We start from the raw sequence: 12,748 nt of genomic DNA, 5'->3' as shown, positions 1-12,748 counted from the left end.
ACACCTACAATCACCACCGCGGACACACCGCGCTGAAAGGCAAACCACCCGCCAGCCGCGTCCCCAACCTCACAGGGCAGTACAACTAGGGCGTGCGGCGTCGGGTGCGTGCGTCAGGCCCCGGCCGGGTTTCCGGGCGTGGCCGAGTGCTGTTCGAATGCCGGTTATCCTTTTGAATGTCCCCTTGAGGGTGCTGAAGGTTCTGGTCGGCCTCCAACGGCTTCGCTTCACCCCCCGCGGCCTCACCGGCACGGCACACGATCCGCTGTGAGGCCGTTTCGGCGCCCGCGTCCGCGCGCACCAGATCTCCGTCGCCGGTCCGGCCAGGATCTTGAGCACCCTCTCCGTGCGCCCGAGCGCCTTACCGTCCGCCCCGAGCATTGGAGTACGCGTCGTGCGCATCGATCTGCACACCCACTCCACCGCGTCGGACGGTACGGACAGCCCCGCCGCACTGGTGCGGAACGCCGCCGCCGCCGGGCTCGACGTCGTCGCGCTCACCGACCACGACACCGTGCGCGGCCATGCCGAGGCGATCGCCGCCCTCCCCGAGGGGCTCACCCTCGTCACCGGCGCGGAGCTCTCCTGCCGGATCGACGGCGTGAGCCTGCACCTGCTCGCGTACCTCTTCGACCCCGATGAGCCCGAGCTGGCGCGCGAACGCGAGCTGGTGCGGGACGACCGCGTGCCGCGCGCCAGGACCATGGTGCGCAAGCTCCAGGAACTCGGCGTCCCGATCGAGTGGGAGCGGGTCGCGAGGATCGCCGGGGACGGATCGGTCGGCCGGCCGCACATCGCCACCGCGCTCGTCGAACTCGGCGTCGTCGAGACCGTCTCCGACGCCTTCACGCCCGAGTGGCTCGCCAACGGCGGACGCGCGTACGCCGAGAAGCACGAACTCGACCCCTTCGACGCCATCCGCCTGGTCAAGGCGGCGGGCGGCGTCACCGTCTTCGCCCACCCGGCCGCCGTCAAGCGCGGCGATGTGGTGCCCGAGTCGTCGATCGCGCGGCTCGCCGCCGCCGGGCTCGACGGCATCGAGGTCGACCACATGGACCACGACGAGCCGACCAGGGCCAGGCTGCGCGTGCTCGCGCGGGAGCTGGAGCTGCTGACGACCGGGTCCAGCGACTACCACGGCAGCCGCAAGCCCGTCGCCCTCGGCACGTACACCACCGACCCCGAGATCTACGGCGAGATCACCCGGCGCGCCACGGGAGCCTTCCCGGTGCCGGGCACCGGCGGACCTCGCCGCGCCTGACGGTTCAGCGGCCCGGCCGGGGGCCCCGCGCCCGCCCGGCACGACGCCGTACGGCAGGGCCCGGCGTCCCGTCCGTTCCGTCCGGTCGCTCCCGCCCGCCCGTCCGACCCTCCCGTTCCGCTTCCGCGTCCTTCCCGGCCACCGGGCCGCCTCACGGCTTCCGGCATGCGTTCCTCCAGGCCGGTTCCCCACCCTCTTCGTGCAAGGCTCACCGTGTTCGACATCGCTGTCTTCGGATCCCTTTTTCTCACGCTTTTTGTGATTATGGATCCCCCCGGCATCACGCCGATCTTCCTCGCCCTCACCGCCGGCCGCCCCGCCAAGACGCAGCGCAAGATGGCGCTCCAGGCGGTCACCGTCGCCTTCGGCGTCATCGCCGTCTTCGGCGTGCTCGGCCAGCAGATCCTCGACTATCTGCACGTCTCCGTGCCCGCCCTGATGATCGCGGGCGGCCTGCTCCTGCTGCTCATCGCGCTCGACCTGCTCACCGGCAAGACTGACGAGCCGACGCAGACCAAGGACGTCAACGTCGCGCTCGTACCGCTGGGCATGCCGCTGCTCGCCGGACCCGGTGCGATCGTGTCGGTGATCCTGGCGGTGCAGCACGCCGACGGTGTGGGCGGCCAGATCTCGGTCTGGTCGGCGATCATCGCCATGCACATCGTGCTCTGGCTGACCATGCGCTACTCGCTGCTGATCATCCGCGTCATCAAGGACGGTGGTGTGGTCCTGGTGACCCGGCTCGCCGGAATGATGCTCTCCGCCATCGCGGTGCAGCAGATCATCAACGGTGTCACCCAGGTCATCCAGAACGCGTGACGAGCCGCGGACACCACGGCGCCCCCGCACGGACCGACCGTACGGGGGCGCTACGTCTGTCCGCGCCGTCGCGCGTCACGAGGCCGAGGAATCGGCCGGGCGGATGTAGATGCGCTGGCCCGTCGCCGCGGCCTGCTGCACGATCCGGTTGACGGAGGCGGCGTCCACGACGGTGCTGTCCACGGCGGTACCGTCGATGTCGTCGAGGCGCATGATCTCGAAGCGCATGTGGCTTCCCTTCGTCTGATCCTCCTGCTGGAGAACTGCTGGGAGGACGGGTGCCCCGTCCGCAAGGATGGGAGCGCCCGACGGCGGTGTCCGCGCTCCGATACATGGACAACGGCTTGCCCACTACAAACATTCCCTACGCTAAGGAAAATTTTTGGATGTCTAAGTACCAGCAGGTCATCGGGCACGCACCGGTCGCGCGGCACACGGCCCTGTGCACGAGCGCGCGCACCACGAGGCCGGCATGAACGACGCAGAGATCCGCGACCGTCTGGACCGGACGAACGAGCTGCTCCAGCGCGTGCTCGCCGAGGTGTCGAAGACCCCGTCGACCCACGCGATCTTCGTCGACGCGGGCTACGTGTACGCCGCGGCCGGCCTGCTCGTCACCGGCACCGAGGACCGCAGGTCCTTCGACCTCGACGCGGAAGGGCTGATCGAGGCATTCATCGACAAGGCCCGCACGATCTTCGCGGACAGCCGGCTGCTGCGCGTCTACTGGTACGACGGGGCCAGGCGCCGCATCCACACCACCGAGCAGCAGTCCATCGCCGAACTCCCCGACGTCAAGGTCAGACTCGGCAACCTCAACGCCAACAACCAGCAGAAGGGCGTCGACTCACTGATCCGCAGCGACCTCGAGTCGCTCGCCCGCCACCGTGCCATCAGCGACGCGGCACTGGTCGGCGGCGACGAGGACCTGGTCTCCGCGGTCGAGGCGGCACAGGGCTACGGGGCCCGGGTGCACCTGTGGGGCATCGAGGCGGGGGAGGGGCGCAACCAGGCCGAACCGCTGCTCTGGGAGGTCGACAGCCAGCGCACCTTCGACCTGGACTTCTGCCGCCCGTACGTCACCAGACGCCCCGTCACCACCTACGAGGACGACAGCCCCACGCCCTCCCGCGAGGACGTCCGCTTCGTCGGCGCGCAGATCGCCGCGGCCTGGCTGGCCGCGCGGGGCCGCGAATCCCTCGCCGATCTGCTGCCCGGCCACCCGTACCTGCCGGGCTCCGTCGACCAGGACCTGCTCGTCGAGGCCGAACGGCTGCTCCAGCACTCGCTGCGCGGCCACGCCCATCTGCGGCGGTCGCTGCGTGACGGCTTCTGGCAGCACGTGCAGGCGCAGTACTGAGCCGACGGCCGCTCACGGGCCATGCCCAGGGCAGGGCTCAGAAGCGCGCCGCCGCGCGAAGGCCGTCCCAGAAGGAGACGAGCGCGCTCGCCGTCTGCTCCGGGCGGTCCGTGTTCGGCGAGTGCTCGGCGCCGTCGATCCGGGTGCGGTGCGCGCCCAGCCGCCGGGCCATGTCGTCGAGCAGGGACACCGGCCAGGTGTCGTCGCGCTCGCCGGAAAGTACGTGGACGGGCAGAGCCGTGGCGGCGAGTTCGGCCACCCGGTCCGGTTCGGTCGCCAGCTGACGGCCGGTGGCGATCAACTGGGCGGGCCGGTGGAGCAGCCAGCGTCGGCGCAGGGCCTCGCCGTTCGGTGCCACCTCCTCGGGCGGATCGAAGGCGCGCACCGCCTCCCACACCTCGGCCATGGTCATGGTCGCCAGCGCGTCGGAGAGCAGCTTCACCCTGACCTGCTGGGCCTCGGCCACCTGGGCGGGGCCGGACGACATCAGCGTCAGTGAACGGAACGGCGAGGCGTCGAGCAGGACCGCGGCACGAGCGATCTGACCGCCGAGGGAGTGCCCGACCAGATGCACCCCGCCCCCGTCACCGGACCCGAGGGCGGACGCCTGCGCGAGCACGTCACGGGCCAGCTCGTCCTGCGCGTAGGTCTCCTCGCGGTCCGTGCCGCCGGTCTCGTACTGCCCCCGGCCGTCCACGGCGACGATCCGGTACCCCGCGGCACCGAGCGGTTCGAGGAGCGCGATGAAGTCCTCCTTACTGCCCATGTAACCGGGCAGCAGGAGGGCGGTGCCGCGCGTCGCGCCTTGCGGCGTCGCGTCCAGCACGGCGAACTCGCCGCGCGCGGTAAGGAGCCGATGGGCGCGGGCGCGGGGCGGCGGGGTGAACGTGTGCGGCCGACTCATGGGACGAGGTTATGTCCTGGTGCACCGAACGGGCAGGACTGCCGGTACGAAGACCGTACGGTCACGGGCGTCCCCGGCGTGTTCCCGGCAGGCCGGGAACACGCAGACGCGTCCGGTCCGGGACCGAGCCCGGACCGGACGCATGACGTGTCGTGGGCTCAGCCCTCGGTGCCGGTGGCGGCACGGGCCGTCCGCCGCCTGCGCGGCTTCGCCTCGCCCTCGGCGGCCGGGGCCTCCACCGCGGCCACGACCTCGGCCTTCGGCTTCGAGGCCGCGCGGGTACGACGGCGGGGCCTGGTCTCCGGGACGGGCTCGGAGATCGGCGCGATCTGGAAGTCGACCCCGTCCTCGACCGGCTTGACGACGCGGGTGCGGCGACGCGGCTTGGTCACCGTCCTCGCGGGCGCAGGCTCGGCGACGGAGGCGGTCTGGAAGTCCACCTCCTCCGCCACCGGCCGCGCCACGGCGGCACGGGTACGGCGGCGGCGCGGCTCGGCGGCGGGCTCGGCCTCGGCTTCGGCCGGGGCCTCGGCGGCCGGGACCTGGACCGTGTTCACCGCGGCCTCGGCCGCCGCGTCCGCAGCACCCGCGCGGGTGCGGCGACGCCGGCGCGGCGTACGCGGCTGCGCCGGGGCGTCGGCCGCCTCGGTCCCACCGGCCGGGGCGGGCAGGGCTGTCGCGGTCTCGTGCGGGGGAGCGACGACAGCGCCGCCCCGGGTACGACGGCGCTGACGCGGCGTGCGCGGCGCACGCTCCGCGCGTGCGTCGGGCGCGGCGGAGGACCGGCGGCCGCGGCCACCCGTCTCGCCGAGGTCCTCGATCTCCTCGGCGCCCAGCCCTGCGCGGGTCCGCTCGGAACGCGGCAGGACACCCTTGGTGCCGGCCGGGATGTCGAGCTCCTCGTAGAGGTGCGGCGAGGTGGAGTACGTCTCGACCGGGTCGTTGAACTCCAGGTCCAGCGCCTTGTTGATCAGCTGCCAGCGCGGGATGTCGTCCCAGTCGACCAGCGTGATCGCGATGCCCTTGGCACCGGCACGGCCGGTCCGGCCGATGCGGTGCAGGTACGTCTTCTCGTCCTCGGGCGACTGGTAGTTGATGACGTGGGTCACACCCTCGACATCGATACCGCGGGCGGCCACGTCGGTGCAGACGAGCACGTCGACCTTGCCGTTGCGGAACGCGCGCAGCGCCTGCTCGCGCGCCCCCTGGCCCAGGTCGCCGTGGACGGCGCCGGAGGCGAAACCTCGCCGCTCCAGCTGCTCGGCGATGTCGGCGGCGGTGCGCTTCGTGCGGCAGAAGATCATCGCGAGTCCGCGGCCGTCGGCCTGCAGGATGCGGGCGACCATCTCCGGCTTGTCCAGCGAGTGGGCCCGGTAGACGTGCTGCGAGATGTTCGCGACGGTCGCGCCCTCGCCGTCGGGCGAGGTGGCCCGGATGTGCGTGGGCTGCGACATGTAGCGCCGCGCCAGGCCGATGACCGCGCCCGGCATGGTCGCCGAGAACAGCATCGTCTGGCGCTTCGCCGGAAGCATGGTGATGATCTTCTCGACATCGGGCAGGAAGCCCAGGTCGAGCATCTCGTCGGCCTCGTCGAGCACCAGCGCGCGGACGTGCGAGAGATCGAGCTTGCGCTGGCCGGCCAGGTCGAGCAGCCGGCCGGGGGTGCCGACGATCACATCGACGCCCTTCTTCAGGGCCTCGACCTGCGGCTCGTAGGCGCGACCGCCGTAGATGGCGAGCACACGGACGTTGCGCACCTTGCCGGCGGTCAGCAGGTCGTTGGTGACCTGCTGGCAGAGCTCGCGGGTGGGGACGACGACCAGCGCCTGCGGCGTGTCGGTGAGCTGCTCCGGCGCGGCGCGGCCCGCCTCGACGTCCACGGGGACGGTGACGCGCTCCAGCAGCGGCAGCCCGAACCCGAGGGTCTTGCCGGTGCCGGTCTTGGCCTGGCCGATGACGTCGGAGCCGGAGAGGGCGACGGGGAGCGTCATCTCCTGGATGGGAAAGGGGGACACGATGCCGACGGACTCAAGGGCCTCGGCCGTCTCGGGGAGAATCCCGAGTTCTCGAAACGTAGTCAGGGTGCTGCCTCTTCTGTGAGATGCGGTCCGAGGCGAACGCTGGGGGTCGTACCGTGCCGGGTTGGTCATCCGGCCGCGGATGGGCCGGGTGGCGCGGGACCACTGCCGTCGCTCGAGCGCTCGTGCCGCTGAGGGGGCCCCTCATCTGCGGTCGCACATGTCGTACGCCCCGCGCGGAGGGCTGTCGGGTCGGAGCCGATCGGGCCACCGACCGGGCATCCTGATTCAATTCACTGGTTTCGCGCCGTACACGGATCCAAAATACTCAGTAGGCGCAATACCACTGTACCCCGGATTCGCGCATGTGTGTTGGGTGAATTCGTCGGAACGGTGCGAGTCCACTGGCTGACCAGGGCCTTCCGCCCCCCGCCGGGCGGGCTATTCTGCGCTTCATGGAGACGCCTGACAACGCCAATGAAGCCCCCGCCCCCACCGGAATCGCCGCCCAGGACTGGGCCGCCGCGTCCGCGGAGCCGCAGTACCGCGCGGCGGTCGTGGATCTGCTCGGAGCGCTGGCGTACGGGGAGCTGGCGGCCTTCGAGCGGCTGGCCGAGGACGCCAAACTCGCGCCGACGCTCGCCGACAAGGCGGAGCTGGCGAAGATGGCCTCCGCGGAATTCCACCACTTCGAGCGGCTGACGGAACGGCTGACTGCGATCGAGGTGGATCCCGCGGGCGCGATGGAGCCGTTCGCCAAGGCGCTCGACGAATTCCACCACCAGACCGCGCCGTCGGACTGGCTGGAGGGCCTGGTCAAGGCATACGTCGGCGACTCGATCGCCAGCGACTTCTATCGCGAGGTCGCCGCGCGTCTCGACTCGGACACCCGTTCCCTCGTCCTGGCAGTCCTCGACGACACGGGTCAGGCCGACTTCGCGGTCGAGAAGGTACGCGCCGCGATCGAGGCCGACCCGCGTGTCGGTGGCCGGCTCGCGCTGTGGGCGCGTCGGCTGATGGGCGAGGCACTGTCGCAGGCGCAGCGGGTCGTGGCCGATCGCGACGCGCTGTCGACGATGCTCGTGGGCGGTGTGGCGGACGGCTTCGACCTCGCGGAGGTCGGGCGGATGTTCTCGCGGATCACCGAGGCGCACACCAAGCGGATGGCCGCGCTGGGACTCGCCGCGTAGCTCCCGCACCCGACGGACCTGTGCCTGTGCCGCCCCGACCGGGCGGCACAGGCACAGGTGCGTGGGACGGCGTCGGGCCGGGCGGGCCCGCTCAGGTCGCCGCCGACCGGCTCAGACGGTTTCGGCTCCGGGGACGGACCAGCAACGAGAGCGTCACCGCCCCGACCGAGACCGCACCGATCAGTACGGCCGCGAGATGACCCGGACCCAGCACCGAGTGCATGAGGAACACGCCGAACAGAGACCCGAGCGCGCCCGTGGTGAGGACCGTGCGACGGGGCGGGAGCCGGTCCGGCAGGAAGCGGAGCGCCACCCAGGCGAGGGCGAGTCCGAGCACGACGGCGCCGAGAGGTTCCAGGATCACAGTTGATCACCTCGCGAGTTGCGGGGCTGGTGCGGTCACCTGCCGTACTACCCGACGAACGCGGAACGCAACCCTCGTCGGCCCCGTGCCTCGTCGGCCCCGGTCCGGGCGGCGGAACGGACCGGAAGCGGAACGGGAAGCGGGGGGGGGGGGGGGGGGGGGGGGGGGGGGGGCGCGCGCCGGGGGGGGGGGGGGGGGGGGGGGGGGGGGGGGGGGGGGGGGGGGGGGGGGGGCCGCCCCGCCCCCCCCCCCGCGGGGCGCGGGGGGGGGGGGGGGCCCCCCCCCCCCCCCCCCCCCCCACGACCGTTGTGCCGGCCGCGTCGCCTACAGTGCCCCGAATCCGACGCGGCGCGCCGTGGGCTCGCCGATCTCCACGTACGCGATCCGGTCGGCCGGCACCAGGACCTTCCGGCCCTTCTCGTCCGTGAGGCTGAGCAGCCGCGTCTTGCCGGTGAGAGCCTCGGCGACCGCGCTCTCGACCTCTTCGGCGGAAAGCCCGCTCTCCAGAACGATCTCCCGGGGCGCGTGCTGCACCCCGATCTTGACCTCCACGGCTATGTCCCTCCGACGGTCGGTTCCTGCGCGGTGAGCCGCGCCGTACCAGCACAGATTAGCCCGGTGAGGGGAGCCTTCAGGGCCGGTGGGCCACGCCCGCAGCGAACACGCGCCCCACGCGCGGCGCACACGTGCCCGGGGCCCCGGGCACGCCGCCGGCGCTGTCAGTGCTGATCGATGCCGTGCAGCGGGAAGCCCGCGATGCCGCGCCAGGCCAGCGACGTCAGCAGCTGCACCGCCGTGTCGCGCGGAATGGACGACTGACTGGAGAGCCAGTAGCGGGCGACCACCTGGGAGACCCCGCCCAGACCGACCGCGAGCAGCATGGACTCGTCCTTGGACAGGCCCGTGTCCCCCGCGATGACGTCGGAGATCGCCTCCGCGCACTGCAGCGAGACCCGCTCCACGCGCTCACGCACCGCGGGCTCGTTGGTCAGGTCCGACTCGAACACCAGCCGGAAGGCACCGCCCTCGTCCTCGACGTACGCGAAGTACGCGTCCATCGTCGCGGCCACGCGCTGCTTGTTGTCGGTCGTCGACGCCAGCGCCGCACGGACCGCCTGGAGCAGCGACTCGCAGTGCTGGTCGAGCAGCGCCAGGTAGAGCTCCAGCTTGCCCGGGAAGTGCTGATAGAGCACCGGCTTGCTGACCCCGGCACGCTCCGCGATGTCGTCCATCGCGGCGGAGTGGTACCCCTGCGCCACGAACACTTCCTGGGCGGCGCCAAGCAGCTGGTTGCGTCGGGCGCGGCGAGGCAGCCGGGTGCCTCGTGGACGCGCCGCCTCGGTCTGCTCGATGGCTGTCACGCCGCCTCCCAAAATCGTGATCGGACACGGCATTTCCGTGCACGTTGCGCCGTACAGCCATCGTACTTTCGGGTAACCCGGGCACGCGCGGCGCGAACGCAGAATTTCATGTACCGGTCGACTGCGGTAGCCGGGGATTCCCCGATCAGCCGGGCAAAACGGGGCGTACTAGCGGTAATCGTCCTCATCCTGTGCCACCACGCGAGCCTGTTCCACCGCGTCCGCCTCGTTGGCGCGCTCCCGGTCGATCTCCGTGAGCGGTTCGTCGCCCTGCTGCTGGAGGTCGGTGTGCTGTTCGGCCGCGTCCACGCGAGGCGTCTCCTGGTCGGGTTCGTCGGGCTGGACATCCTCGAAGGTCTCGGGGTCGCTGGGGTCGACCGTCATGGCCAGTCCCTTCCTCGCTCGAAGTCGCAGGGTCGTCCCGTCCACGCCGGTGGGCGCGCGACGCGGCCGGGCCGCCTCGCCACGCTGTCGGAACGCCCGGATGTGACCAGTATGGGGCGTTTTCCCGGCCTGGGGTGTGTCGTACCGGACGCGGAGGCGCCGCGTCCGCCGTCCCGGCGCGGTCCGCCGGGATCCGGGGGCGGGGCGCCGGAGCGGCCCGGAGAGGGCTCCAGGTGACCTGTGACCGCGAACACATGAACCAGGGTGTGATCGTCTCGTAACATTGCCGCATGTCTTCGACCGAGCTCCCGGGCCCGAGCGCCGCCGCCGCGGCGGCCCCCACCGTGAGCGCCGTCGGGGCCGCCGAAGGGGAGGAGCTGCGCTCCGTCGCGTTGCCCGGACTCACGCTCACCGTCCGATCCCGGCCGCCGGAGCGGGCCGGGCTGCCGCCCGCGCTCTTCGTGCACGGGCTCGGTGGTTCCTCGCGGAACTGGTCGGCACTGATGCCGCTGCTCCAGGACGTGGTGGCGGGCGAGGCGCTCGACCTGCCCGGTTTCGGCGACTCGCCGCCGCCGGACGACGGCAACTACTCGGTCACCGGGCACGCCCGCGCCGTGATCCGTCTGCTCGACGTCATGGAGCGCGGGCCGGTGCATCTGTTCGGCAATTCGCTCGGCGGCGCCGTGGCCACCCGGGTCGCCGCGGTCCGCCCCGACCTGGTGCGCACGCTCACCCTCGTCTCGCCCGCGCTCCCCGAGATCCGGGTGCAGCGCACGGCCGTCCCCACGGGGCTGCTCGCCGTGCCGGGCATCGCGACGCTGTTCGCCCGGATGACGAGGGACTGGAGTGCGGAGGACCGTACCAGGGGCGTCATGGCGCTCTGCTACGGCGACCCGGCGCGCGTGTCCGAGGCCGGCTTCCGTGACGCGGTGGCCGAAATGGAACACCGTCTGGGACAGCCGTACTTCTGGGACGCGATGGCGCGCTCGGCACGTGGCATTGTCGATGCGTACACGCTGGGCGGGCAGCACGGACTCTGGCGTCAGGCCGAGCGGGTACTCGCTCCGACCCAGCTCGTGTACGGCGGACGGGACCAGCTCGTCTCGTACCGGATGGCACGCAGGGCGTCCGCGGCCTTCCGCGATGCGCGCCTGCTGACGCTGCCCGACGCCGGGCACGTGGCGATGTTGGAGTACCCGGAGGCGGTGGCCCAGGCATTCCGGGCGCTGCTCGACGAACTCGGCGGGAGCTGATCCGGGGCGTGGGACGACACAGCCGAAAGGGTCCCGAACGTGCGGGGTCCGACACCGACGCCGCCCTGGCGAAGGCGCCGGGCGAGCGGCTGGAGGGTGCAAGGCCCGGGCCCGGCAGCGGGCGGCGTCGCAGGCCGGCCGGCGCGACCGGAGGTGCGGAGGGGCACGTCTCGTTCCGGCACGCCGCGTCCGTTCGTGAGTCCGCGCAGGTCCACGAGCCCGCGCCCGTTCGCGGCGGTCACCCCGAACACCCGGAAGCGGGCGGCGGCGGGACGGTGCCCGGACCCGGACGCCACGCCGACGGCGAACGCCTCGCGCCGCGCCCGCCGATGGGTCGGGCGCAGACGGTGGACCGGGCGGAGAAGGCCGGCCCGGCGCAGGGAGTGCCCCTGGGTGCCCGGCCCGCGGGCATCCAGCCGCTGATGCCGGGACCGCGGCGCGAGTTCGTCGAAGCGTTCGATACCCCGCGCGGCCCGGGACCGTCGGCCGGTGAGCGGCACGGCGGGGCGCGCGGCGACGGCGCACCGGCGGCCGCCCGGGGTGCCGAGGGCACCGGCGGCGGCGCCGACAGGGCCGCGGAGAACAAGGAGAACACGGAGGGCAAGGAAAACAGGGGGAGCAAGGGCCGCACCTTCACCGGTATTGCGGCAGCCGCCGTGACCACCGTCCTCGCGGTGGTCGTGGCCGGGCAGGTCGCCCACGACGACGCGGGCGCGAACCATGCCGCCCGCTCGTCGGGCGTGGACCGGGACGGCACCCGTGACGCCTCCCGCTCGGACGACCGGCCGGCCCCGGCGGAGGCCCGCGCCAAGCCGCTGACGTACGAGCAGAAAATGGCCAAGGCGTACCCGCTCGCCCCGAAACTGCGGGGCTCGGGGAAGTTCGAGACCGTCTCCGGTACGGCGAAGGCCCCGGGGAAGGGGCACAAGTACCGCTACCGGGTCGATGTCGAGCAAGGACTCGGCCTCGACCCGGAACTCTTCGCCCGGGCCGTCCAGGAGACGCTCAACGACGACCGTAGCTGGGCGCACGACGGCGCGATGACGTTCGAGCGGATCTCCTCCGGCGACCCCGACTTCGTGATCACCCTGGCCAGCCCCGGGACCACCGGGGATTGGTGCCTCAAGTCGGACCTGGACACGACCGTGGACAACGTCTCGTGCGACTCCGCGGCAACCGAACGCGTGATGATCAACGCCTACCGCTGGGCGCAGGGCTCGGCGACGTTCGGGCCGGACGAACTCTTCGCGTACCGCCAGATGCTGATCAACCATGAGGTCGGCCACCGGCTGGGATACAACCATGTGAGTTGCCGCACGCCGGGAGCACTCGCTCCGGTGATGCAGCAGCAGACCAAGTCCCTGGACATCGACGGCATCAAGTGCCGTCCCAACCCCTGGGTTCATCCCGGGAGTTGAGACGCCGGTGTGGGGTCGGCGGGTGCGTCGGGCCCTCTCCTCGATCGGCCCGGATCCCGCGGCCGTGCGGTGACCGGGCGCCGTCATGCCCTCGGGTCGTCCACATGGCGAGATTTCCGTCTCAGGCGTCGTGAACGGCAACGGCGCCTGGGTGCTGATCCATAATCCTCGACATGTCACGCAGCCCCCGTGGCAGTGCGGCGCGCGAGGGGCTGGCCATCGCTTGACGTTGTGTGAGCGTTCGGTGCCTTAGCGCAACGGAACGCTGCTGGGTCGGGAAAGTTACGACGGTTCACCCCTTTCGGTGGGGGGGGGGGGGGGGGGGGGGGCCGGGGGGGGGGGCCGGGGGGGGGGGGGGCGGCGGGGGGGTGTGAGGGTGGGGGCCGGGTCGGCGCGGCGGCACTGCAGGGGGGAGG

General features: G+C 72.2%; 13 protein-coding genes. 6 read left to right on the top strand and 7 right to left on the bottom strand.

Annotation, left to right across the window (positions count from 1 at the left end):
- Positions 1 to 394 precede the first annotated feature (394 nt).
- Both ACGF2V_RS30830 and ACGF2V_RS30825 read left to right on the top strand, forming a co-directional pair.
- Positions 395 to 1,261 carry a PHP domain-containing protein gene (locus ACGF2V_RS30830; RefSeq protein WP_362627429.1) on the top strand — a complete coding sequence of 289 codons (867 nt, stop codon included), beginning with the start codon at positions 395 to 397 and terminating at the stop codon, positions 1,259 to 1,261.
- Between the two features lie 213 nt (positions 1,262 to 1,474).
- On the top strand, positions 1,475 to 2,080 hold the full coding sequence (locus ACGF2V_RS30825) for a MarC family protein (RefSeq protein WP_362627426.1): 606 nt from the start codon (positions 1,475 to 1,477) through the stop codon (positions 2,078 to 2,080).
- A 75-nt stretch (positions 2,081 to 2,155) separates the two neighbouring features.
- Here ACGF2V_RS30825 and ACGF2V_RS30820 read toward each other — a convergent pair whose 3' ends face one another.
- Positions 2,156 to 2,308, bottom strand: coding sequence for a hypothetical protein (locus ACGF2V_RS30820; protein WP_362627423.1), 153 nt, complete (start codon positions 2,306 to 2,308; stop codon positions 2,156 to 2,158).
- 244 nt (positions 2,309 to 2,552) lie between these two features.
- Here ACGF2V_RS30820 and ACGF2V_RS30815 point away from each other — a divergent pair, with 244 nt between their 5' ends.
- Positions 2,553 to 3,440, top strand: coding sequence for an NYN domain-containing protein (locus tag ACGF2V_RS30815; RefSeq protein ID WP_362627420.1), 888 nt, complete (start codon positions 2,553 to 2,555; stop codon positions 3,438 to 3,440).
- Positions 3,441 to 3,477: 37 nt separating this feature from the next.
- Here ACGF2V_RS30815 and ACGF2V_RS30810 read toward each other — a convergent pair whose 3' ends face one another.
- Together ACGF2V_RS30810 and ACGF2V_RS30805 are read right to left on the bottom strand one after the other, a co-directional pair.
- Entirely contained in the window at positions 3,478 to 4,344 is an 867-nt protein-coding gene (locus tag ACGF2V_RS30810; protein WP_362627417.1) for an alpha/beta hydrolase, read from the bottom strand.
- 158 nt (positions 4,345 to 4,502) lie between these two features.
- On the bottom strand, positions 4,503 to 6,335 hold the full coding sequence (locus tag ACGF2V_RS30805; RefSeq protein WP_362709016.1) for a DEAD/DEAH box helicase: 1,833 nt from the start codon (positions 6,333 to 6,335) through the stop codon (positions 4,503 to 4,505).
- A 482-nt stretch (positions 6,336 to 6,817) separates the two neighbouring features.
- Between ACGF2V_RS30805 and ACGF2V_RS30800 the strand changes: the two genes are divergently transcribed.
- Complete coding sequence (locus ACGF2V_RS30800) at positions 6,818 to 7,552, top strand: ferritin-like fold-containing protein (RefSeq protein ID WP_362627411.1); 735 nt, start codon at positions 6,818 to 6,820, stop codon at positions 7,550 to 7,552.
- 91 nt (positions 7,553 to 7,643) lie between these two features.
- Here the strand turns inward: ACGF2V_RS30800 and ACGF2V_RS30795 are convergent, their stop codons facing one another.
- The 4 genes from ACGF2V_RS30795 to ACGF2V_RS30780 form a co-directional block, all read right to left on the bottom strand.
- Positions 7,644 to 7,916, bottom strand: coding sequence for a hypothetical protein (locus ACGF2V_RS30795; RefSeq protein WP_362627408.1), 273 nt, complete (start codon positions 7,914 to 7,916; stop codon positions 7,644 to 7,646).
- Between the two features lie 324 nt (positions 7,917 to 8,240).
- Positions 8,241 to 8,468, bottom strand: coding sequence for a DUF3107 domain-containing protein (locus ACGF2V_RS30790; protein ID WP_362627405.1), 228 nt, complete (start codon positions 8,466 to 8,468; stop codon positions 8,241 to 8,243).
- 167 nt (positions 8,469 to 8,635) lie between these two features.
- Complete coding sequence (locus ACGF2V_RS30785; protein WP_362627402.1) at positions 8,636 to 9,277, bottom strand: TetR/AcrR family transcriptional regulator; 642 nt, start codon at positions 9,275 to 9,277, stop codon at positions 8,636 to 8,638.
- A 168-nt stretch (positions 9,278 to 9,445) separates the two neighbouring features.
- Positions 9,446 to 9,661 (bottom strand): hypothetical protein, encoded by a 216-nt coding sequence (locus ACGF2V_RS30780; protein WP_362627400.1) that lies wholly within the window; start codon positions 9,659 to 9,661, stop codon positions 9,446 to 9,448.
- 290 nt (positions 9,662 to 9,951) lie between these two features.
- Here ACGF2V_RS30780 and ACGF2V_RS30775 point away from each other — a divergent pair, with 290 nt between their 5' ends.
- Together ACGF2V_RS30775 and ACGF2V_RS30770 are read left to right on the top strand one after the other, a co-directional pair.
- Complete coding sequence (locus ACGF2V_RS30775; protein WP_362627397.1) at positions 9,952 to 10,914, top strand: alpha/beta hydrolase; 963 nt, start codon at positions 9,952 to 9,954, stop codon at positions 10,912 to 10,914.
- Between the two features lie 8 nt (positions 10,915 to 10,922).
- Positions 10,923 to 12,332, top strand: coding sequence for a DUF3152 domain-containing protein (locus tag ACGF2V_RS30770; RefSeq protein ID WP_362709013.1), 1,410 nt, complete (start codon positions 10,923 to 10,925; stop codon positions 12,330 to 12,332).
- Positions 12,333 to 12,748 lie beyond the last annotated feature (416 nt).

Source organism: Streptomyces sp. NPDC047982, from assembly GCF_043204165.1.
Classification (GTDB): domain Bacteria; phylum Actinomycetota; class Actinomycetes; order Streptomycetales; family Streptomycetaceae; genus Streptomyces.
The sequence above is the reverse complement of the archived record's forward strand: the minus strand, read 5'-3'. Positions and strand labels throughout refer to the sequence as shown.

Excerpts from the sequence above, each read along its gene's own strand:
- ACGF2V_RS30820 (WP_362627423.1), bottom strand. The coding sequence starts at position 2,308 with ATGCGCTTCGAGATCATGCGCCTCGACGACATCGACGGTACCGCCGTG.
- ACGF2V_RS30810 (WP_362627417.1), bottom strand. The coding sequence starts at position 4,344 with ATGAGTCGGCCGCACACGTTCACCCCGCCGCCCCGCGCCCGCGCCCAT.
- ACGF2V_RS30775 (WP_362627397.1), top strand. The coding sequence starts at position 9,952 with ATGTCTTCGACCGAGCTCCCGGGCCCGAGCGCCGCCGCCGCGGCGGCC.
- ACGF2V_RS30815 (WP_362627420.1), top strand. The coding sequence starts at position 2,553 with ATGAACGACGCAGAGATCCGCGACCGTCTGGACCGGACGAACGAGCTG.
- ACGF2V_RS30780 (WP_362627400.1), bottom strand. The coding sequence starts at position 9,661 with ATGACGGTCGACCCCAGCGACCCCGAGACCTTCGAGGATGTCCAGCCC.
- ACGF2V_RS30805 (WP_362709016.1), bottom strand. The coding sequence starts at position 6,335 with ATGACGCTCCCCGTCGCCCTCTCCGGCTCCGACGTCATCGGCCAGGCC.
- ACGF2V_RS30800 (WP_362627411.1), top strand. The coding sequence starts at position 6,818 with ATGGAGACGCCTGACAACGCCAATGAAGCCCCCGCCCCCACCGGAATC.